The organism is Pseudomonas sp. B14-6, from assembly GCF_013260315.1.
Lineage (GTDB): Bacteria > Pseudomonadota > Gammaproteobacteria > Pseudomonadales > Pseudomonadaceae > Aquipseudomonas > Aquipseudomonas mandelii.
This window is the reverse complement of record NZ_CP053929.1, coordinates 1,466,023-1,488,599: the sequence shown is the minus strand read 5'-3', so window position 1 is coordinate 1,488,599 and position 22,577 is coordinate 1,466,023. Positions and strand designations below refer to the sequence as shown.

The window sequence follows — 22,577 nt, the reverse complement described above, 5'->3', positions numbered from 1 at the left end:
CCAATGTGGGAGTGAGCCTGCTCGCGATGGCATCCTCCCAGACAACACCGCAATACCAGAGACCCCACAACAATGAACACCATCAACACCCTCGGCCCCAACACCCCGCGCATCGCCTTGATCGGCGAATGCATGATCGAGCTGCAACAACGCGCCGATGGCACGCTGCAACAGAGCTTCGGCGGCGATACCTTGAACACTGCGGTCTACCTGTCCCGGGAACTCGGCACCCGCGGCATCGTCGATTACGTCACTGCACTGGGCGACGACAGTTTCAGCGATGCCATGTGCCAGACCTGGGCCGACGAACACATCGGGTTGGGCATGGTTCAGCGCCTGCCCGGGCGACTGCCCGGTTTGTACTGCATCCAGACTGATGCGGCGGGCGAGCGCCGCTTCCTCTATTGGCGTAACGAAGCGGCCGTGCGCGACTGCTTCACCACCCCGGCCGCCGCGCCGATCCTGGCCGCGCTGCCGGATTACGACGTGCTGTATTTCAGCGGCATCACCCTGGCGGTGCTCGGCGTGCAAGGTCGGGTGAAACTGCTGGAAACCCTGATCGAGGCCCGCCAGCGGGATGCGCGGATCGTGTTCGACAACAACTACCGGCCACGCTTGTGGGCGTCAGTCGAAGAGGCGCGGGCGGCTTATCGCAGCGTCTTGCCCTATGTCGATCTGGCGTTGCTGACCGTCGATGACGAGCAGGCGCTGTTTCATTTTTCCGATGGCGAGGCGGTGTTTGCCGCTTACGAGCAGATTGGCACCCCCGAAGTGGTGCTCAAGCGTGGCGCCGAGGCGTGTCTGATTCGCTGTGATGGCGAGTCGTTCGAGGTGCCCGCGCAGAAGGTCGAGCGCGTGGTGGACACCACGGCGGCGGGGGATTCGTTCAGCGCGGCGTATTTGGCCAGTCGGCTCAAGGGTGGAAGTGCGGTTGAGGCGGCCGAGGCGGGGCATCGGTTGGCGAGTCGGGTGATTCAAGTGCCTGGAGCACTGATTCCCAAAGATTGAAATAAGCTTTTGTGGCAAGGGAGCTTGCTCCCGTTCGGGTGCGCAGCAGCCGTAAATTGGGGCCGCTACGCAGCCCAGCGGGAGCAAGCTCCCTCGCCACAGGGCCTTTAAGCCAAACCCATCAATCCCGGTAAAACACCTGCACCAGGTGATACCCGAACTTGCTCTTGATCGGCCCATGCACCACCCGTAGCGGTTTTTTGAAGATCACCGCGTCGATCACCCCGACCATTTGCCCAGGCCGCACTTCACCCAGGTCGCCCCCGCGTTTGCCGGACGGGCAGGTGGAGTACTTCTTGGCCAGCACATCAAAGGCTTCGCCCTTGGCGATGCGTTGTTTGAGCTGCTCGGCTTCTTCCGAGGTTTTCACCAGAATATGGCGGGCTTGAGCTTTCATGGGGGCATACCTTGCAACGGTGATGGCTATGTTGATGCCAGCGGGGCGCGCGATTATGCCTCAACTCACTCCGGTTGGCCGATCATCGTGCGAATCTTGTTGGCCAACAGGTCAATGGAAAACGGTTTGGCGACCATGTCCATGCCTTCTTCCAGGAAACCCTGGCGTTCGGCGGCTTTCTCCGCGTAACCGGTCATGAACAGGACCTTGAGTTCGGGGCGGTGCTGGCGAGCGATCTCTGCCAGTTGCCGGCCGTTCATGCCCGGCAGGCCTACGTCGGTCACCAGCAGATCGACCCTCAGGTCGGATTCCAGCAAGGGCAGGGCGGTCTTCGCATCCTCGGCTTCGTGGGCGTGATAACCCAGCTCGTTGAGCAGGTCGAGCACCAGCATGCGCACCGCCGGGTCGTCTTCCACCAACACCACGGTTTCGCCGGCAATCGCCGCCGGAGCCTCGCCCGTGAACGGCAGCAGTACTTTTTCCGGTTCCGTGGCGTGCAATCGGGGCAAGTAAAGGCGAACGCTGGTGCCCTTGCCCGGCAAACTGAACAGGCTGACATGCCCGCCCGACTGCTGGGCGAACCCATAAATCATCGACAACCCAAGGCCGGTACCCTGGCCGATGGGTTTGGTGGTGAAGAACGGGTCGAACGCCTTGGCCAGCACCGACGGTGTCATCCCGGTGCCGTTATCGCTGACGGCAATCATCACGTAATCCCCGGCCTTGACCGGTTCCAACGTGGTGATGTCGCTGCCGTCGAGGTAAACGTTGGCGGTTTCGATCAGCAACTCGCCGCCATCGGGCATGGCGTCCCGGGCGTTGATGACGAGGTTGAGCAGAGCGTTTTCCAGTTGGCTGACGTCAGTGCTCACTGGCCAGACCTCGCCGGCCAGCAGCAGTTTGAGTTCGATGTGATCGCCCTTGGTCCGGCTGAACAAGTCTTCCAGGGAGTGCACCAGGTCATTGGCGTTCAGCGGCCGGCGATCCAGCGACTGACGCCGGGAAAACGCCAGTAGCCGATGGGTCAGGGCGGCGGCACGATTGGCCGAGGACACCGCGGCTTCGGTGAAACGGCCAATCTCGGCGGCGCGCCCGTCCGCGATATAGCGCTGCATCAGATCGAGGCTGCCGATGATCCCGGTCAGCATGTTGTTGAAGTCGTGGGCGATGCCGCCGGTGAGCTGCCCGACCGCCTCCATTTTCTGTGCATGGCGCAAGGCGTCTTCCGCGCGTTCACGCTCGAACATCTCGTTTTGCAGCCGTTGGTTGGCTTCGGCCAACTGCTGGGTGCGGGCCGCGACCCGTTCCTCAAGGGTATCGTTGAGATTGCGCAGGGCTTCTTCCGTCTGTTTGCGCTCGGTTTCGTCAATGACAAAGATGTAGAAACCATTCACCGTGCCGTCGGCGCCGTGGCGCGGCAAGTAATTCATCAAGGCATGGCGGTTACTGCCGTCCCGGTGCGGGGTATTGATGCTGAAACAGCAAGACTTGCCCGTCAGCGCCAGGGCAATGTGTTCGGCGCGCAAGGCATAGGCTTCCTCGCCCAGCACTTCACGAATGGTGCGGCCATAGAGTTCCTGCGGTGTCAGGCCATACCAGTCCAGATAAGCGGCGTTGTTCAAGCGAAAGCGTTCCTCGCTGTCCACGTAGCTGATCAGGATGGGCATGGCGTTGATGATCAGCTGCAACTCGGTCTGGCTCTGGCGCAGGGCTTGCTCGGTGAGCTTGCGTTCGGTCAGATCCAGCGCGGCGCCAAGGAAGCGGATCGGCCGGCCATGGTGGTCCTTGTAGCAGCGACCGCGGGCAAACACCCAGCGCAGGTGACCGCTGGGTTGCAGCAAGCGATATTCCTCGGCGTATTCGGTGCCGTGGGTGATGGAATATTTGATGCTGCGGGCGACCATGGCGCGATCTTCCGGGTGCACGGCCTGGAGGTAGGCGCTGATGGGCAACTGACTGGCGAGCAGTGGGTCGATGTTGTGCAGTTCGGCGAAATGCGCATCGGCGATGAAGCGATCTTCGCCGATGTCCCAATCCCAGGTGCCGACGGCGTCGGTGGCCGCCAGCGCCAGTTGCAGGCGCTGTTCGGTTTCGTGCTGGGCCTTGAGACTGGCGGCCGACCGCTGTTCCAGTTCCAGCGCGATGCGTCGGCGTTCATTGGTTTCGATGGCGGTGACCAGAATGCCAGCAACCTCAGCGTTTTCATCGCGGATCGGGCTGTAGGTCAGGTCCAGCCAGAAGTCGGAATCACCTTCGTCGCGTTGCAAGGTAAAACGTTGTTCGCTGTAGGTACGCACCTGGCCTTGTAGGACAGCGCTGTAAATGGGGCTGGTAAAGTCCTGAAGTTCTGGCCAGATCTGGTGCGTCGGTTGTCCGAAAGCGTGTGGATGCTTGCTGCCGGCGAGGAGGGCGAAGCCGTCGTTGTAGATCTGCGTGAGGTGCGGACCCCACAGCAACAGCATCGGCATCGGTGAATGAATCACGATGTCCACGGCAGTGCGCAGGCTCTGTGGCCAGGTGCTGGCAGCGCCCAGCGGGGTGCGTGTCCAGTCCAGTCTGGCGATCAAGGCCTGTGCATCGCTGCCCGTCAGTGTTGCGTTCATCAAATTGTCCTGCACTTAAGTCGGTGGCGCGGCGTCTACTATCCTTGCAGGGCGGTAGACGCTGGATGACCTGCCATGGGTCATTACTTTTTCATTGAATGCTTCGCGGGTGTTTTTTGCCATGGAAATCGATGCACTGTTGCAGATACTGTCTGACCGGAATGGATCCGATCTCTATCTTTCCACCGGCGCACCACCCAGTGCGCGGTTCGACGGTGTGCTCAAGCCGCTGACCGACCAGCCATTCAAGCCGGGAGCAGTCGCGGCCATTGCCGAGTCCATCATGGACGCCGAACAGCGCCTGGAGTTCGATCGGGAACTGGAGATGAACCTGGCAATCTCCCTGGCGGGTGTCGGGCGCTTTCGGGTCAACATCTTCAAGCAACGCAACGATGTGTCAATCGTGGCACGCAACATCAAGCTCGACATCCCGCGTTTCGAAGACCTCAAACTACCGGCGGTGCTGCTCGAAACCGTGATGCTCAAACAAGGATTGATACTGTTCGTCGGCGCCACCGATTGCGGCAAGTCAACCTCCCTCGCGGCGCTGATCGATTACCGCAACCGCCACAGCACTGGCCATATCGTCACCATCGAGGACCCGATCGAGTACATCCATCGGCACAAGCAGTCGATCATCAACCAGCGCGAGGTCGGCGTCGATACCCGCAGTTTTCATGCTGCCCTGAAAAACACCCTGCGCCAGGCCCCGGACGTGGTACTGATCGGCGAAATCCGCGACCGCGAAACCATGGAGCACGCGCTGGCGTTTGCCGATACGGGCCATCTGGTGATCTCGACGTTGCACGCGCACAACGCCCATCAGGCGCTGGACCGCATCATCAATTTCTTTCCCGAAGAGCGGCGGACGCAGTTGCTGCATGACTTGAGCAACAATCTGAAAGCGTTTGTTTCCCAACGACTGGTGCGGACCCTTGACGGTCAGCGCAGGGCGGCAGTGGAAGTGATGTTGGGAACACCCACGATCGGTGACTTGATAAAGCGCAATCAACTGGACGAACTTAAAGACATCATGGAAAAGTCCGCAGAGTTCGGTATGCAGACGTTCGATGGCGCACTGTATGCACTGGTGATGGAAGGCGCAATCAGTGAGGAAGAGGCGCTAAAACATGCGGACTCGCTGAGCAATCTGAAGTTGCGCCTCAAGCTGTATGGCGGTGGGCCTTCGACCGTCAATGCGCCCAATGGGGACTGGGGGTTAGTGGATTGATGAGGTGGGTAAGGCGGCGACGATGAAATGTTGTCTTATGAAGTTTTACTGTTTAGTTAATTTTTGGTGGGTCAGGATTCACCTTCGATTAATGAATCAGTGAACTAAATACATAAGGTTGTTTTATGGTTGTTAAGTTGAAATATAAAGACTATCCGTTGTCCGGAGCCGTTTCAGAAGTCCAGCACCAGTGGTTAAGGGCCGATGCCGCTGAACGACAAGTGGTCGCGCGCTTGTTGCAAAGTGTCTTCGAGGATCAAGAGGATGAAGGGCCGTACCATTGGCAAGGTTATGAGTTTGAGCTGGCAAAAGGTTCTTCGCTGTATGAAGTCCATATGCCGGGGCGAGTGGCATGGAATAACCTGGCCAACTACACGGTCGTAATGGACGAACTCCGTCGCCACCGTCCGGAGAATATGGCGGCAACCCGTATTAACGAAAACGGCGGACTTGAGATATTCCGAAAAGACCGGCAAGTGTGGGAAGTCGTCGACGTGAATATCGTCCAGGCGTCGCACTATTATCAAAAGCTGCTGGTGGTAGGTGATATTGCCAGGCAAGCCGGTGGATACATTTACACCGAAGATTTCGTCGATGTGGACCAATGGCTGAGGTTTCATGGCCTGACGGTTCCAACGAACGCGAGCGAAACCAGAAACCTGATCGCGCTTTTCGAGTTTGATCCTGATGTCGATGAGTTGGGGCACTATTGGGGGCAGTTGGTTACGGATGATTCATCGTTAGCCGTCTTGTCGGCTGAGCAACGGACCGCCATTCGGCAGGTTACTCAGCGTGTTACCCAGAACACCAGACTGCTGGACATGTTGTACCGCGAAACGGGACGCGCCGTTGCGACACACGAAAATGCCGCCGAGCGGATCGTCGCGTTGGTCAAGCATCCGGTGGCCCAGGCCTGTGCCAGGCAGATTCTGGAAGCGTCGGACTGGTTCGGCGCGCATCCCGGGCAGAACGTCTCTGCGCAAGATCTCGAGCAACTGCTGGTCACCAGCCTGTTGCTGGATCTTTATCCGTCTCTTGGTAGCACCGGGGACCGCAAGAGTCTCGGTGGTTTCGCTTTATATGCGCCGAGCAACGTAGAGCGGTCGCCGGCCATGGTCCGCGAAGAGCTGCAAGCCTTTCTCTATACCAAGGGCTGGGTTGATCCTGCGGCGGCGCCACTGGCGTGTCATCTGCTGCTGGCGGACATTGCGCCGGAATTTCTGGTCAGGGGCGTGCCATCGTCGATGACGTTGGGCTCGGTTGCCTGGGTAACCTTTTGCCATGGCGTTGCCTTGGCGGAAGCGGTCAGGAAGGGCGCGTCGCGTGTGCTGACGTATGCGCAAATCATGGCGTATGTCGAACTGGAGCCTGTCAGCGAGCCGCTGTCCCGACTGCGGGATTTGGCAATGATCGATCCGATCGTCGACTGGGCCCTGATCAACAGCGTTATCAGCGCAAGCGAGCTGACTCAAGCGGCAAAGGACACCACCGAGCGGGCCATCACCGCGTTCCAGGCATATGCGGAAAACTTCACCCATCTGGCGCGCGTCTATTCCATCCCGATGCCCAACCGCGAAACCATCGCGCGCGAAGCCTTGCAAGGAGCGGTGCCGGAGTGTGATTTTCTCGACGATAAAGTGCTCTATCAACACCCCGGCCTTTATGCGTCCTCCAACCCCATGTCCATGGTCGAGTTGCACATGTCGGCGGATCTGGAAGGTGGCCAGTGGGATTTTCCTGCGGTCTTCCCCGATAAAGTTATTTCCGGGACCCCTGATTTGTTGGCCGGTATCACCCATTACAAAAGACCAACTCAGTACGACCCCTCCGTCACTAGCCTTTATAGTCGCTTTCCAAGGTTGCGGAGCCTGCCTCCCAACAATGTCGAGTACCATCGCCAATTGCGCGATTATCACGGCCAGTTGAATAATGCGCTGGCGAGCAACATCAAGTTGGCCCTTTCACACATGCTTCCTCATGATCTGGACGTCTTTCTGAACGGAAAGATCAGCTTTTTTACCGTTCGTCTTCCGGCCACCAGAACCGAGTCTTTCTTTTCAATATCGCCGGTCCCTGTTTCAACGACTTACGAAACCCGGCAAGGTAGCGATGCTGTCAAGGGACGCTTCGGCATTGTCATGTTTGCAACTCACGCAAACACGGCGGTGTGTTATGAGTTGTTCACCTTGCGGGGTGAATTACGGAGAAACAACACGCTCGCCTCGCTGATCATCTCAACAGGCAAATTGCGAACGGCCGCGAGAATGGATTTCACCGGGGACCTGAATGCGCCGGAACGACCTGCGCCCTCCGAATGGTTACCTCTTTCTGTTATTGAATATACCGACGGCGTTTTCGCCGGGGATGACGCCAGCAGCGACATGGCAATTATTGAAAAACTGGGCGAACTCCCCGCGCCACTGCAAGTAACGGCTCGCCAGCAGAGTACTTATATAAATGTTGGCAATCCGCAACTGGCGCGAATTGCGGCGTTCGTTGTGAACAATCATCCGTTGCGCACGTTGGACGAAATCGAGTTGATGGCCACCGTGCCGACAGCGCTTGAAACCGAACGCAAAAAAGGCGAAGAGACTGCCGATTACATCGTGAATCTGGTGGTTCCGTTCAAAAAGTGCATCGAGGATTTGTCTTCCGGAGAGCACAACAAGGTCGTAGACGGGATCTACGGTTGCGTCATGGACGCCATGGCGTTGGGCGGGGCATTCGTGGGGCGGGCGCCAAAGCGCTGAGCATCTCGTCGAAGGCGATCTCCCTGTCGTCCAAAGGCGCCCGTCTGACCAAACTGGCCTTTGTCACCTCCATTTCCCTCTTCAACCCCGTGGATGATGTGCCAACGGTGTTTTATGGTGCCGGCAAACTCATCCATAAGGGCGCGTTACGTTTCAGCAGTCAGGCTGAAGCGCTTCTTGGACTGGCGAAGTCCCAGTTGGGCAGACTCCATGGCAGCCACAAATCCTATGACCTGCTCCGCGCCGCCAGTCACGTCCACACCGGACAGGGTAGCTGGCGGCCACGTGGTGCAGTGGGTGAGACCCTGTCAGTGGTGGCCGCGCGCAACCAACTCCAATGGTATGCCCTCGACCGCCTGGGCAAAGCCTGGGGGCCCAAACTGGACCACTTTGCCTACGTGGCGCCTGTCGGCTTGCCGCGCCCAACCAAAACATTGCCTGTCAGTTACACCCGACAGTTCATTGAACAAAGTCTGCCGCGAGCCCGGACTAAAATCGAAAACGCAATCAATGCCTTGATCCGCCGTGACTTTGAGGCGCAGCGCACGTTGGTCGCCAGGCTGCTGATGGGAAGCGATTCGAATGAAGCAATCAATCAGTTATTGAATTATTTGAGAGCGGTCAGGGCGGACTTCGCGGGCGTTTCCATCAGTAACTTCGTCCTAGATCCACTCAAGGACACCCACCACATTGCCGCTTTCGACGCGAACGCTTACCAGCAGTGGAAAGGTGCAACCGGGCAGTCCGACGCGAAGTTCGTTGAAATCTACACCGTCAATCTCAACCGTCACTTCATCGGCCAGGGTTTCAACCTTGACGTCGTCGCAGACGACTTGATCCATGAGCTGTTTCACGGACCTGCGCAGATCGGTGATGTCGCCTATGCCCGCGACGCCGGCAACGTTGGCGGTGGCCAGTCGCTGAACGTGGCGTCGCTGTTGAACCTGGCCTCCGGACAGCTTGCGGTGACAGATGGAGGCATTGCCCGTCACGCCCGTTCCAAAGCCTTTGAAAACGCCGACTCACTGGCGGTGGTCACTTCGCTGCTGAGCCAGTTGTACACCGACGAAGGCGGGTTTGACCGCAACATGTCCCTCCTGCGGAGCACGCTGGAAGCAAACCCCGAACGTGCGATTGTCGATCCGGTGCTGATCACGCTGAACAAACCCGTGACTGCGCAGAGGTTTGCACAGGGCACGGCAGCCCCGGCCCGAGCGTTCGATCGAACCGTTTAAAAAGCCAGTTCCGGCCGATCCCGAAATTGCTCCAGCGCCTCGGGATTGGCCAACGCATCGGTGTTCTTCACCTTCTGCCCATGCACCACGTTCCGCACCGCCAGCTCGACGACCTTGCCGCTGATGGTCCGTGGGATATCGGTCACCGCGACAATCTTCGCCGGTACATGCCGGGGTGTGGTGTTGGCGCGGATGACCTGGCGGATCTGCTGCTGCAAAGCTTCATCCAGTTCGACGCCGTCGCGCAACTTCACGAACAGCACCACCCGCACGTCATCCTGCCATTGCTGACCAATGGCCACGCTGTCCAGCACCTGTGGGACCTTCTCCACCTGACGATAGATTTCCGCTGTGCCAATGCGCACGCCGCCCGGGTTGAGCAACGCGTCCGAGCGGCCGTGGATCATCATCGCGCCGTGGGGCAGCTGTTCGGCGTAATCGCCCTGGGCCCAGACGCCGGGGAACTGGCTGAAATATGAAGCGTGCAGCTTCTCTTGCTGCGGGTCGTTCCAGAAACCAATGGGCATCGCCGGGAAGTGCCGGGTGCAGACCAGTTCACCTTTCTCGCCGATCACAGGCTTGCCGTCGTCATTCCAGACTTCGACCGCCATGCCCAGGCTTTTGCCTTGGATTTCGCCGCGACGCACGGGCTCAAAAGGATTGCTGTTCACAAAGCACGAAACGATGTCGGTACCACCGGACATCGAGGCCAGGCACAGGTCGCTCTTGAGGTCGCGATACACGTAGTCGTAACTCTGCGGCGACAGCGCGGAACCGGTGCAAAGCAGGGTTTTCAGGCTGCTCAGGTCATGGCTTTCGCGCGGTTTGATCCCATGGGTTTCCAGGGTGGCGAGAAATTTTGGACTGGTGCCGAAGACGCTGATGCGTTCATCGTCGATCAGGTCGATCAAACGCCGGGGGGCCGGATGGAACGGCGAGCCGTCGTACAGCACCACCGCACTGCCCACGGCCAGGGCCGAGACCAGCCAGTTCCACATCATCCATCCGCATGTCGTGTAGTAAAACAAACGGTCGCCGGGGCCGAGATCGCAATGCAGGCCGTGTTCCTTGACGTGTTGCAGCAACACGCCGCCGGTGCTGTGGACGATGCATTTCGGCACGCCGGTGGTGCCGCTGGAGTAGAGGATGTACAGCGGATGGGCGAACGGCACGGGGACGAAATCCGGCTCGCCACCGATGTCGTAAAAATCATCCCACAGCGTCACGTTGGCTCGGGTGTGGAACTGTTCGATGCGTGCCTGTGGTCGGGCATAGGGCACCAGGATCAACTGTTGCAAGGATGGCAGGCGTTCGAGGATTTCATTGACCTTGGCGGTCTGATCGATGTCCTTGCCGGCGTAGCGGTAACCGGCGCAGGTGATGAGCACTTTCGGTTCGATCTGGCCGAAGCGGTCGATGACGCCCTGGGTGCCGAAGTCCGGTGATGAGCAGGACCAGATCGCCCCCAGGCTGGTGGTGCCGAGCATGGCCACCAGAGTTTGCCAGGTATTGGGCATGCACGCGGCGACACGGTCGCCGAGGCCGACGCCAGCGGCTTTCAGACTGTTTTGAAAACCGGCGACATGCTCGGCGAGTTCCGCCCAGGTCAGGTGTTCACGCTGGCCGTTCTCGCCAATCGCAATGACCGCCACGGCATCGTCGCGACGGCGCAGCAGGTGCTCGGCGAAATTCAGGGTGGCGCCTGGGAACCACTCGGCGCTGGGCATTTGCGCGCCTTCCACCAGCACTGCGTCCGGCTGATCGTGGAAACGGATGTCGAAGAAGTCGACGATCGCCTGCCAGAAAGCTACGCGCTGATCGATGGACCATTGGTGCAGGGCGGGGTAGTCGTCGAGGTGAATGTGGTGCCGTTTAATGATGAAGCGCCGAAAGGCCTCCATGCGGGTTTTGCTGATGCGCTCGGCGCTGGGTTGCCAGAGGATGTCGGACATGGCTTGCCTCTTCTTCTATTTTCAGATTCATTCGCGGGCAAGCCTCGCTCCTACAGGTTTTGCGTCGAGCCACAAATCCGGCTGCAACCACAAAACCTGTGGGAGCGAGGCTTGCCCGCGAAGAACGATAACGCGGTTTACTGCCGAATTACTGCGCCAACCACCCACCATCAATATTCCACGCCGCGCCGCGCACCTGGCTTCCGGCCTCACTGCACAAGAACAACACCAGTTCGCCCAATTGCGGCGGGGTGACGAATTCCAGCGACGGCTGCTTCTCCGCGAGCAAATCATGCTGCGCCTGTTGCGGCTCGATCCCGGTCGCGATGCGTGCATCAATCTGCTTCTGCACCAGCGGCGTCAATACCCAGCCCGGGCAAATGGCGTTGCAGGTCACATTGGTCGTTGCCGTTTCCAGCCCGACGACCTTGGTCAAGCCGATCACGCCATGTTTGGCCGCGACATAGGCGGCTTTACCCACCGAGCCCACCTGTCCATGCACCGAGGCAATGTTGATGATCCGCCCCCAACCTTTGGTGCGCATGCCCGGCAGGCTCAAGCGGGTGCTGTGAAACACCGACGACAGGTTGATCGCAATGATCGAGTCCCAACGTTCCACGGGAAAGTCTTCTACCGCCGCTACGTGCTGGATACCGGCGTTGTTCACCAGGATGTCGACGCCGCCGAACTCACGCTCGGCATAAGCAATCATGTCGGCAATCTGCACCGGGTCGCTGACGTCGGCCGGGTGATGGCCGACCTTGCCACCGAATTGCTCGACCTCGGCAATCACCTTGGACGCATCGCCGAAACCGTTGAGAATCAGATTGGCGCCAGCCTTGGCCAGGCTCAGGGCAATGCCCAGGCCGATGCCGCTGGTGGAACCGGTGACCAGTGCAGTCTTGCCCGAAAGAGTCGTCATGAATACCTCACACAATGCCAGTGGCGTAGAAAGTACCGATCACCACAAAAACCGCCAGGGTCTTGATCAGCGTAATACAGAAAATATCTTTGTAGGCTTCACGGTGGGTCAGGCCGGTGACCGCCAGCAGGGTAATCACTGCGCCGTTGTGCGGCAGGGTGTCCATGCCACCACTGGCCATCGCAGCCACTCGGTGCAGCACTTCCAACGGAATGTTGGCAGCGTGGGCCGCAGCGATGAAGTCATTGGCCATGGCCGCCAGCGCAATGCTCATGCCGCCCGACGCCGAACCGGTGATGCCGGCGAGCAGGGTCACGGTAATCGCTTCGTTGACCAACGGGTTGGGAATGCTCTTGAGCCAGTCGGCCAATACCAGGAAGCCCGGCAAGGAGGCGATCACCGCACCAAAACCGTACTCCGACGCGGTGTTCATCGCCGCCAGCAACGAACCGCTGACTGCACTTCGACTGCCCTCGGCCAACTTGCCGCGAATCGCCTGGAAGCCGAACACCAGCACCATGATGATGCCGACCAGCAAGGCCGCTTGCACTGCCCAGATCGCCGTGAGCTTGGCGATTTCGGTGGTGACCGGCGCGGCCATGCCCGGCAGTGCGAGGCTGTGGGTCTTGCCATACCACTGCGGAATCCACTGGGTAAACAGCAGGTTCATGATGCCGACTGCCAGCAACGGCGACAGGGCAATCCATGGATTCGGCAGTTTGATGTCGGCCGCGGTTTCCGGCTCGTTGCGCAGTTCGGTGCCATAACCTTCACCGGCGGCCTGCGCCTTGTTGCGCTGGCGTTGGAGAAACAGCATGCCGGCGCAGACTACGAAGATCGCGCCGATTACACCCAGCCACGGCGCCGCCCACGCGGTGGTGTTGAAGAAGGTGCTGGGGATGATGTTCTGGATCTGCGGGGTGCCGGGCAAGGCGTCCATGGTGAACGAAAACGCACCGAGGGCGATGGTCGCCGGGATCAAGCGCTTGGGGATGTTGCTCTGGCGGAACATTTCAGCGGCAAACGGGTAGACCGCGAACACCACCACAAACAGCGACACGCCGCCGTAAGTCAGCAGGGCGCAGACCAACACGATCACCAACATCGCCTGACGTGTACCGAGCAACCGAATCGCTGCCGCGACGATGGAGCGTGAGAATCCCGACAGCTCAATCAGCTTGCCGAACACCGCGCCGAGCAGGAACACCGGGAAATACAGTTTGATGAAGCCGACCATTTTCTCCATGAACACCCCGGTGAAGGCAGGGGCGACGGCGGAAGGGTCGGTGAGCAAGACGGCGCCGAGGGCGGCAATCGGGGCGAAGAGAATAACGCTGTAGCCACGGTAAGCAGCCAGCATCAGCAGCGCGAGGGCTGCCAAGGCAATGATCACACTCATGGTGTGTCTCCTGGTTTGTTATTTTTGTAGGGTGGAACTTTTGTGGGAGAGGGCTTTAGCGAGATTCGTGCCATTTATTTAAGGCATTGAAATATAAGGATATTTATTTATTTGTAAGGTGATTCTGAATGATTTATCTCTTATTCGAGATTTTTTTGCGGCTGTGAGAGTGCCTTCGCGGGCAAGCCTCGCTCCTGCATGATTTGCGGTCGTCCGCACAAACAAGAGCGCCTTGGTCCCGTAGAACCGAGGATTGCCCGCGAAGAGGCCCTATCTACCAATAGAGATCAATGTCTCTTTATGGAGACTCGGCAATCCCTAGCGCCACCATCTTCTTATACAAAGTCGACCGACCCAGCCCCAACCGCGCCGCCGCTTCAATCACCTTGCCCCCGCATTGCGCCAGGGCAGATTCAATCAATTGCCGGTCAAACCGCTCCCGCGCCTCGCTGAACGTCTCATGCGCAACGGCCTCAACGACCCTCGGCGCCACACGCGTCACTGGTGTGAACGTCCCGATTGCCGCGCGGATGTCCCCTGCATTCAGCATCAGGTCATCACTGAGCAGCGCCGCGCGTTCCAGCACGTTGCGCAGCTCACGGATATTGCCCGGCCAGGCGTGATGCGCCAGCAGGTCCAAGGCTTCGGTGTTCAGCTCATGCTGGCTGCGAAGTTCCTCAAGGATCGCTTCACTGAGCGCTGGCAAGTCATCAAGACGATCACGCAGAGGCGGCACGTTGATCGGCAGCACGTTGAGCCGGTAATACAAATCGGCGCGAAATTCGCCGCGCTTGATCGCCGCTTCCAGGTCCGTGGAGGTCGCTGCGATCACTCGCACATCACTCTGGATGACCTCATTGGAACCGACCGGCTCGAATTCCTTTTCCTGCAAAACGCGCAGCAACTTGCTTTGCAGCGGCAGCGGCATGTCGCCGATTTCATCGAGAAACAGCGTGCCGCCCTGGGCGATCTGCAACTTGCCGGCCCGGCCTTTGCGATCGGCGCCAGTGAAGGCGCCCGGCGCGGTGCCAAAGAATTCGGCTTCGAGCAACGACTCGGGAATCGCTGCGCTGTTGATGCTGACGAAGGCTTTGTGCGCGCGGGGTGAAGCGCCGTGGATCGCCTGGGCCAGCAGCTCCTTGCCGGTGCCGGTTTCGCCGAGCAATAGCACCGGTGACTCGGCACTGGCACTGCGCCGGGCGCGGCGTTTGACTTCCAGGCTGGCGGCGCTGGTCCCGATGAAGTGGGCGAAGTTGTATTTGGTCTGCCGCGACCGCAGCAACGAGCGGGTAGATGCCAGTTCTTCCTGCATGCTCAGGTAGCGTTTGAGCATCGGAGACAGGCTGTGCAATTCGTCGAACAGCGCAAAACCAATGGCGCCGATGACGGCGCCCGCGTCGTCGTGGATCGGCAAGCGCATGACCACCAGGGGTTCTTTCGGCGTGTCCTGCATATCCAGCAAAATCGGGCGACCGGTGCGAACTACCTCACGTAACAAGCTGCCCGGTATCACGCTTTCGCACGCTTTGCCGATGGCCACTTCGGCTGATTCCAGGCCGAAGCGGCGGGCATAGCGCTCGTTCATCCAGACGATATTCGCGTCGCGGTCGACAATCACCGTGCCCTCGCTGGATTGCTCGATGATCTCGAACAGCGAACGGATCGCCAGCAGGCGAACGCGCTGGTAGTCCTTGAGGCTTTCGGTGGTGTTCATGGGTTTCATGTCCAGAATGTGTGTTGTCTTGGCGGGCCTCTTCGCGGGCAAGCCTCGCTCCTGCAGGGTTTGTGTCGAGCCAAAAATTCAGCGATAACCACCAAACCTGTGGGAGCGAGGCTTGCCCGCGTAAGCCGCGACGCGGCTCATCGATGTGGACGCGATTATGCCTACCGCGTATGCGCCGCCGCCAACAGCTCTTTGGTGTACGGATGCTGCGGCGAATCGAATACGTCGTGGCTGGCACCGCTTTCTACCACTTTGCCGTCCTTGATCACGATCATGTCGTGGGCCAGGGCACGCACCACCGCCAGATCATGACTGATGAACAGGTAGGTCAGGCCGTGTTTTTCCTGAAGTTGGCGGAGCAGGGCGACCACTTGTTTCTGCACGGTGCGATCCAGTGCCGAGGTCGGTTCATCGAGCAGAATCAGCGCCGGTTTCAGCACCAGCGCCCGGGCAATGGCGATGCGCTGACGCTGGCCACCGGAGAACTCGTGGGGATAGCGATCACGGCTTTGCGGGTCGAGGCCGACTTCTTCCAGTGCACGAATCACTTCGGCTTTGCATTCATCAGCGGTCAATTGGCTATGCACTTCAAGCCCTTCGCTGATGATCTGCGCCACGGACATGCGTGGACTGAGGCTGCCGAAGGGGTCCTGGAACACCACCTGCATCTTCTTGCGCCATGGCCGCAACTGCTTTTGCGTCAGACCGTCCAGTGCCTCGCCCTGAAAGCGAATGCTGCCTTGGGAATCGAGCAAACGCAGAATCGCCTGGCCCAGGGTCGATTTGCCCGAACCGGACTCGCCCACGATGCCCAGGGTCTTGCCACGCTGAATGTTGAGGCTGATGCCGTCCACCGCGTTCAGATACGTCTTGCGCTGGAACAAGCCGCCACCGAGGGCAAACTGCACGCGCAGGTTGTCCACTTCCAGAACGTTCTCGCGCTCGTCCCGGGGCAGGGCTTCGCCTTCCGGTTCGGCGTTCAGCAGCACGCAACTGTAGGGATGTTTCGGTTCGGTGAAGATCGTTTCGCAGGTGGCCTCTTCGACGATTTCCCCGGCCTTCATCACGCACACACGCTGAGCGATGCTGCGCACCAGATTGAGGTCGTGGCTGATCAACAGCAGCGACATGCCGAGACGCTGTTGCAGGGACTTGAGCAGAATCAGAATCTTGCGCTGCACTGTCACGTCCAGCGCCGTGGTGGGTTCGTCGGCGATCAGCAACTGCGGCTCGCACGCCAGGGCCATGGCGATCATTACCCGTTGCCGCTGGCCACCGGACAGCTGATGGGGATAGGCCTTGAGCCGCTCTTTGGGTTTCTGGATGCCGACCAGTTGCAGCAACTCCAGAATCCGCGCTTGCGCCGCGTTGCCCGTCAGGCCCTTGTGCACCAGCAGGGTTTCGCCGATCTGCTTTTCGATGCTGTGCAACGGGTTGAGCGAGGTCATCGGTTCCTGGAAGATCATCGCGATCCGGTTGCCGCGTAGCTCACGCAACACCTGGGGCGGGGCACCGAGCAACTCCTTGCCGCGATAGCGAATGCTGCCCGTGGTCCGGGTGCCGGTCTCGGGCAGCAGTTGCAGGATCGAGTGGGCGGTCACCGATTTGCCGGAGCCCGATTCGCCGACCAATGCCAAGCATTCGCCGGGATGGATGTCCAGGCACAGATTGCGCACCACCGTCTGGCCATTGAAGGCCACGCTGAGGTCACGGATTTCGATCAGGTTGGTACTCATATCTACAGTCCGCGTCAGGATCGGGGATCAAAGGCATCGCGCAACGCCTCGCCGATAAACACCAATAAGGAAAGAATCAGCGCCAGGGTGAAAAACGCCGTCAGCCCCAGCCACGGCGCTTGCAGGTTCTGCTTGCCTTGCCCGATCAGCTCGCCCAGCGATGCGCTGCCGGCCGGCATGCCGAAGCCGAGAAAATCCAGGGCCGTGAGGGTGGAGATGGCGCCGGTGAGAATGAACGGCAGGTAGCTCAAGGTCGCGTTCATGGCGTTGGGCAGGATATGCCGGACAATCACTTTTCGATCCGTGAGGCCCAGCGCCCGGGCGGCTTTGACGTATTCCAGATTGCGCCCGCGCAGGAACTCGGCGCGCACCACGTCGACCAGCGCCAGCCAGGAAAACAGCGCCATGATCCCCAACAGCCACCAGAAATTCGGTTCGACGAACCCCGACAGAATGATCAGCAAGTACAGCACTGGCAGACCGGACCAGACCTCCAGCAAGCGTTGACCCAGCAGGTCGACCCAGCCGCCGTAATAGCCTTGCAAAGCGCCGGCGGCGATGCCGATCAAGGCACTGACGAAGGTCAGCATCAACGCAAACAGGATCGACACCCGTGCGCCGAAAATCACCCGGGCCATGACGTCCCGCGACTGGTCGTCGGTGCCCAGCCAGTTGACGCTGGAGGGCGGGCTCGGCGCCGGTGTATTGAGTTCATAGTTGGGCGTGTCATCGCTGAACGGGATCGGCGGGAACAGCATCCAGCCGCCGTCCTTGTGAATCAGCTTTTGCACGTAGTCGCTGCGATAGTCAGCCTGGAATGGCAGTTGCCCGCCGAACTCCTGCTCGGTGTGGCGCTTGAATACCGGGAAGTACCACTGGCCCTGATAACTGACCACCAGCGGTTTGTCGTTGGCGATCAACTCACCGCCCAAGGTCAGCAGAAACAGGCCAATGAACAGCCACAGCGACCACCAGCCCCGACGGTTTTTCTTGAAGCGTTCAAAGCGGCGACGGCCTAACGGCGAGAGCTTGAACATCAGGCGTTCCTCGCGGCAAAGTCGATACGCGGGTCGACCAGGGTGTAGCAGAGGTCGCCGATCAGTTTTATCAAAAGCCCGAACAGCGTGAAGATAAACAGCGAGCCGAACACCACCGGATAGTCCCGCGACACGGCAGCCTCATAGCTCATGCGCCCCAGGCCATCGAGGGAGAAAATCACTTCGATCAGCAGCGACCCGGCGAAGAACACGCTGATGAACGCCTGGGGAATCCCCGACACCACCAGCAACATCGCATTGCGGAACACATGGCCGTACAGCACGCGTCGTTCGCTCAAGCCTTTGGCCCGTGCGGTGACCACGTACTGGCGCGTGATTTCATTGAGGAACGAGTTCTTGGTGAGGATCGTCAGCGTGGCGAAACCGCCGATCACCAACGCCGTCACCGGCAGCACCAGGTGCCAGAAATAGTCGGCGATCTTGCCCACGGTCGACAGCGATTCGAAGTTGTCCGACACCAGTCCGCGCACAGGGAACCAGTTCAGCGAGGTGCCACCGGCGAAGACCACGATCAGGAACATCGCGAACAGGAACGCCGGCATCGCGTAACCGATGATGATTGCCGTGCTGCTCCAGATGTCGAAATGGCTGCCATGATGCACGGCCTTGCGGATGCCCAGCGGGATCGACACCAGGTACGTGATCAGCGTCGCCCATAGCCCGAGGGAAATGGTTACCGGCATTTTTTCCAGGATCAGGTCGGTGACGGTGGCGCCGCGGAAGAAGCTCTTGCCAAAGTCCAGGCGCGCGTAGCTGGTGAGCATCAGCCACAGGCGTTCGTGTGCGGGTTTGTCGAAGCCGTACTGCTTTTCGATGTCCTTGATCAATTGCGGGTCGAGACCGCGACTGGCCCGGGAGGTGCCGGACATGGTCTCCCCGGAGCCGCCGCCGACACTGGCGCCACCGATGCCTTGCAAGTGCGCGATGGCCTGCTCCACCGGACCGCCCGGTGCAGCCTGGACGATGACGAAGTTGACCAGAAGAATGATCACCAGCGTCGGGATGATCAGCAGCAGACGCCGCAGTATGTAAGCCCACATCAATGCGGTCCTCCGGGTGTGCCACGGCGGATTTTTTCCGCCGTCATCTGCTGGTTGGTCAGCGGCGTGGTGCTCACTTCCCACCAGCTTTCGATGGCTTCGTCATTACTGGCCTGCTCGTTGGGCATGCCGAACCGGTTCCACCACACCGTTGAAGTGCCCGGCGGGTAATAGTTGGGAATCCAGTAGTAGTTCCATTGCAGCACCCGGTCCAGTGCGTGGGCGTAACGCAGCATTTCGGGCTGGGTGTTGGCGCGGACCAGGCCGTTGATCAGGGTGTCGACCGCCGGGTTCTTCAGCACCATGTAGTTGTTGGCGCCGGGGTCGTTGGCCGAGACCGAGCCGAAGTAGTTGAACAGCTCGCCACCCGGTGAAGTGGTGACCGGGTAGCCGGTGACGATCATGTCGTAATCGCGGCTCATCAGGCGATTCACATACTGGGACGCGTCGATGCGGCGGATGTTCAGGTCGATGCCGATCTGTTTCAAGGTGCGCTTGTATGGCAGGAGCAATCGGTCCATGCCGTTTTGGCTGACCAGAAAAGTGAAACTCAGCGGCGTGCCCTCGGCGTTGACCAGTTGGTCGCCGTCGGGTTTCCAGCCGGCCTGCTCGAGCAAGTCCAGCGCTTGCAATTGTTTGTCGCGAATCAGACCGCTGCCATCGGTTTTCGGCGCTTCGAAGACCTGGGTGAAGACTTCGTCGGGAATCTGCCCGCGCAGCGGTTCGAGAGTGGCCAGCTCGCCGGCGTCCGGCAGTTTGCGGGCGGCGAGGTCGGTGTTGGAAAAGAAGCTTTGCTGGCGGATGTACAGGTCGCGCATCATCTGCCGATTGCTCCACTCGAAATCCCAGAGCATGGCCAGGGCCTGGCGCACTCGGCGGTCCTGGAATATCGGTTTTTGCAGGTTGAAGACAAAACCCTGGGCCGATTGCGGGGCTTCTGTGGCCAGATGTGCTTTTTGCAGGCGACCGTCGCTCAGGGCCGGGCTTTCGTAGCCGATGGAGTAACCGGTCGCGGAGAATTCGCGGTTGTAGTCATAGGCGCCGCCACGCAGGACCTGGCGTGCGACGTCGGTATCGCCGAAGTACTCGATGCTGAAATGATCGAAGTTGTAGAGGCCGCGGCTGACCGGCAAATCCTTGCCCCACCAGGTGGCATTGCGCTCGAAGGTAATGCTGCGACCGGAGTCGACCTTGCCCACCTTATAAGGGCCGCTGCCCAATGGCGCCTCATAACCACCGCCATTGGCGAAGTCACGGGTCTTCCACCAGTGTTCGGGAAATACCGGCAACGTGGCGATGTCGAGGGGCAGGGTACGGTTTTCGTTGCTTTTGAAGTCGAACCGGACCGTTAGCGGCCCTTCGACTTCGACGCCTTTGACGTCGGCGAACTGGGTGCGATAGCGCAGGCTGCCCTGGGTCATCAGCAGGTCGAAGGTGTAGCGCACGTCCTGGGCGGTGATCGGTGTGCCGTCGGCGAAACGCGCCTTCGGATTCAAATAGAAGCGCAGCGACATACCGTCGTCGGAGCGCTCCATTTTCTGTGCCACCAGACCGTACACGGTATAGGGTTCGTCCAGCGAACGCTGGGCCAGGGGCGAGTAGAGCAAGCCGTCGATCTGCGTGACGCCAATGCCTTTGTCGATGTACGGCAATATATGGTCGAAATGCCCGATCTCGATGGCCGAGCGACGCATCGTGCCGCCCTTGGGGGCTTGCGGGTTGGCGTAGGCGAAATGACTGAAGCCGGCGGGGTACTTCGCCGGTTCGCCGTACACGGTCAACGCATGTTGCGGTGCAGCATTCACACCGACGGCACTCAACAGCAGGGCCATGGCAGTGAACAACAAAGTGGGGAAAGCCAGTCGCATTGTCAGCCTTAGAGCCGGGTGGTCGATAACCGCAATTTGTACGCTAGCAGCGCGTCCCTCGCCAGCCGTATTACGTATCCGAAACACAACGGCCCGCCAAAAGGCGGGCCGCTGTGCAGAATATCAGAGTGCTGATCAGTCCTGACGGCTGGTCACTTCCAGCAGGTGGTAACCGAACTGGGTCTTGACCGGGCCTTGCACCACGTTGATAGGTGCGCTGAAGACGACGGTGTCGAACTCCTTGACCATCTGTCCTGGACCGAACGAGCCGAGGTCGCCGCCCTGGCGGCTGGATGGGCAAGTGGAGTTGGCTTTGGCAACTTCGGCGAAATCAGCGCCGCCTTCGATCTGGGCCTTGAGTTCGTTGCACTTGTCTTCCGAGCTAACCAGGATGTGACGGGCAGTGGCTTTAGCCATGGAAAATTCTCCTTTCAATGTTCAGTAAAGTGCGGAGCCTACCGGATTCAGTGGCCTATTTCTCGACAAAGTTCCGGACAGATTATAGGCCGGCATTTCTCAGGCGCTCGGCATGCTGCACATACAAGGCAATCGGATCGATGCCCTTGCGCAGCGGGCCGGCGGTTTGACAGAGGCTGTCCAGATGATCCAGCGGATAGTCGGAACGGATGACTTTGCCTAAATGGGAGCTGTAGCGGCCCACCATGCCGTCATTTTGCTCTGCCTCGGTGGTGAAGTAGCGAGAGAAGGCCCGGAGGAAACCGTGCAGCGGACTGACCGCCCCCAGCCCTTTATCGAGAAGGTCACCCTGCAATGTGCCGCTCCAGGAGTAATAACGCACGCCGTTCACCAGTTCGCGCCCCTTGCCGCCCCAGGTTTTCGGCAGTCCTTGCGGGTATTTGTCGTTGAACGCGCCCACACCTTCGGTGGTCAAGGCGTTGAGCGCGGCGATGGCGTTCTGCGGCAAATGCTGATGACCGCTGAGCAACGACAGAAAATCAGCAAACAGCGTGGCAACCGTGGCCGCCACGTGTTCCGGCAGGCGTCCCGGTGTGAGGGCCTTGCGCAGGAAATCGGCCAGTTCCGAGCCGTGGTTCGGGCCGCTGACCGAAGTCACCGACGCGACGATCTCTGGCGCGATGGCGGCGGCGTAACGTGCCGCGAGGGCACCCTGACTGTGACCGATCAGGTTGACCTGGTGGGCGCCGGTTCCTTCCAGCACCCGTTCGATCTGTGCCAACAGTTGGTCACCGCGCACTTCGTTGCTTTGGGTAGCCGAGAGGTGGGGGATGAACACTCTTGCACCGGCACTTCTGAGGGCCTGCTTGACGTCATGGAAGAGTTCGACTTTGCCAATGCGATCAAAGCCGAAGAGGCCGTGGATCAACAGGATTGGATACTGAGTAGTTGCATTCCGTAGCATGTTCATTCCTTTTTCGCGATGGTTCAGAGAGGTGAATATGGGCTCACTCTAAAGCACACCAGCGGCTCGGCGATGTATGAGGAATCCGCTGTAAGTTGATGAAAAAGGTATAGAAAACGTAGGAAAGTTCGAAAGAGCCTGAGGTCCCGTTCGGAATATTTGGACATCTTTTTGTCGCTCGCCGAGCGCATCAATGCAACGGCCTACTGTGTCAACGCCGTTTACCTGTCAACCGATTCGCTTTTCAGACGCCCAGCCCTCGAATCGAGGGCTG

At 59.6% G+C, this 22,577-nt stretch carries 16 protein-coding genes; 4 read left to right on the top strand and 12 right to left on the bottom strand.

Annotated features, from left to right (window positions below; all coding sequences use genetic code 11):
• Positions 1 to 72: 72 nt before the first annotated feature.
• Positions 73 to 1,008 (top strand): sugar kinase, encoded by a 936-nt coding sequence (locus tag HP062_RS06730; RefSeq protein ID WP_083376588.1) that lies wholly within the window; start codon positions 73 to 75, stop codon positions 1,006 to 1,008.
• Positions 1,009 to 1,129: 121 nt separating this feature from the next.
• Here the strand turns inward: HP062_RS06730 and HP062_RS06725 are convergent, their stop codons facing one another.
• A complete protein-coding gene (locus HP062_RS06725; protein ID WP_007898282.1) occupies positions 1,130 to 1,405 on the bottom strand; it encodes a peptidylprolyl isomerase in 276 nt (91 codons plus the stop codon).
• A gap of 65 nt (positions 1,406 to 1,470) precedes the next feature.
• Positions 1,471 to 4,008, bottom strand: coding sequence for a PAS domain-containing protein (locus HP062_RS06720; RefSeq protein ID WP_172791115.1), 2,538 nt, complete (start codon positions 4,006 to 4,008; stop codon positions 1,471 to 1,473).
• A 121-nt stretch (positions 4,009 to 4,129) separates the two neighbouring features.
• Here HP062_RS06720 and HP062_RS06715 point away from each other — a divergent pair, with 121 nt between their 5' ends.
• From HP062_RS06715 to HP062_RS06705, 3 genes are all read left to right on the top strand, one after another.
• Positions 4,130 to 5,239, top strand: a complete 1,110-nt coding sequence (locus HP062_RS06715; protein WP_172791114.1) for a PilT/PilU family type 4a pilus ATPase — start codon at positions 4,130 to 4,132, stop codon at positions 5,237 to 5,239.
• A gap of 125 nt (positions 5,240 to 5,364) precedes the next feature.
• A complete protein-coding gene (locus tag HP062_RS06710) occupies positions 5,365 to 7,989 on the top strand; it encodes a hypothetical protein (protein ID WP_172791113.1) in 2,625 nt (874 codons plus the stop codon).
• Positions 7,929 to 9,224, top strand: coding sequence for a hypothetical protein (locus HP062_RS06705; protein WP_172791112.1), 1,296 nt, complete (start codon positions 7,929 to 7,931; stop codon positions 9,222 to 9,224). Before HP062_RS06710 ends, HP062_RS06705 begins: the two co-directional genes overlap by 61 nt.
• Here HP062_RS06705 and HP062_RS06700 read toward each other — a convergent pair.
• The 10 genes from HP062_RS06700 to HP062_RS06655 form a co-directional block, all read right to left on the bottom strand.
• On the bottom strand, positions 9,221 to 11,176 hold the full coding sequence (locus tag HP062_RS06700) for an acetoacetate--CoA ligase (RefSeq protein WP_172791111.1): 1,956 nt from the start codon (positions 11,174 to 11,176) through the stop codon (positions 9,221 to 9,223). The two genes, HP062_RS06705 and HP062_RS06700, sit on opposite strands and share 4 nt — an antisense overlap.
• Positions 11,177 to 11,324: 148 nt before the next feature.
• Complete coding sequence (gene hbdH, locus HP062_RS06695; RefSeq protein ID WP_010460859.1) at positions 11,325 to 12,098, bottom strand: 3-hydroxybutyrate dehydrogenase; 774 nt, start codon at positions 12,096 to 12,098, stop codon at positions 11,325 to 11,327.
• Between the two features lie 7 nt (positions 12,099 to 12,105).
• Positions 12,106 to 13,497 carry a GntP family permease gene (locus tag HP062_RS06690; RefSeq protein ID WP_010460857.1) on the bottom strand — a complete coding sequence of 464 codons (1,392 nt, stop codon included), beginning with the start codon at positions 13,495 to 13,497 and terminating at the stop codon, positions 12,106 to 12,108.
• Positions 13,498 to 13,795: 298 nt separating this feature from the next.
• The gene (locus tag HP062_RS06685) at positions 13,796 to 15,211 is read right to left on the bottom strand and encodes a sigma-54-dependent Fis family transcriptional regulator (RefSeq protein ID WP_172791110.1); all 1,416 of its coding nucleotides are present in this window, start codon (positions 15,209 to 15,211) and stop codon (positions 13,796 to 13,798) included.
• A 170-nt stretch (positions 15,212 to 15,381) separates the two neighbouring features.
• The gene (locus HP062_RS06680) at positions 15,382 to 16,956 is read right to left on the bottom strand and encodes an ABC transporter ATP-binding protein (protein ID WP_154912122.1); all 1,575 of its coding nucleotides are present in this window, start codon (positions 16,954 to 16,956) and stop codon (positions 15,382 to 15,384) included.
• A 14-nt stretch (positions 16,957 to 16,970) separates the two neighbouring features.
• Positions 16,971 to 17,993, bottom strand: a complete 1,023-nt coding sequence (locus tag HP062_RS06675; RefSeq protein ID WP_010460851.1) for an ABC transporter permease — start codon at positions 17,991 to 17,993, stop codon at positions 16,971 to 16,973.
• Complete coding sequence (locus HP062_RS06670) at positions 17,993 to 19,054, bottom strand: microcin C ABC transporter permease YejB (RefSeq protein ID WP_010460849.1); 1,062 nt, start codon at positions 19,052 to 19,054, stop codon at positions 17,993 to 17,995. Before HP062_RS06670 ends, HP062_RS06675 begins: the two co-directional genes overlap by 1 nt.
• Entirely contained in the window at positions 19,054 to 20,922 is a 1,869-nt protein-coding gene (locus tag HP062_RS06665) for an extracellular solute-binding protein (RefSeq protein ID WP_172791109.1), read from the bottom strand. The genes HP062_RS06670 and HP062_RS06665 overlap by 1 nt, the downstream gene beginning before the upstream one ends.
• 135 nt (positions 20,923 to 21,057) lie before the next feature.
• Entirely contained in the window at positions 21,058 to 21,339 is a 282-nt protein-coding gene (locus HP062_RS06660; RefSeq protein ID WP_007912303.1) for a peptidylprolyl isomerase, read from the bottom strand.
• Positions 21,340 to 21,421: 82 nt separating this feature from the next.
• Positions 21,422 to 22,303: a triacylglycerol lipase gene (locus tag HP062_RS06655; RefSeq protein ID WP_172791108.1), complete on the bottom strand. Its 882-nt coding sequence runs from the start codon at positions 22,301 to 22,303 to the stop codon at positions 21,422 to 21,424.
• Positions 22,304 to 22,577: the final 274 nt, after the last annotated feature.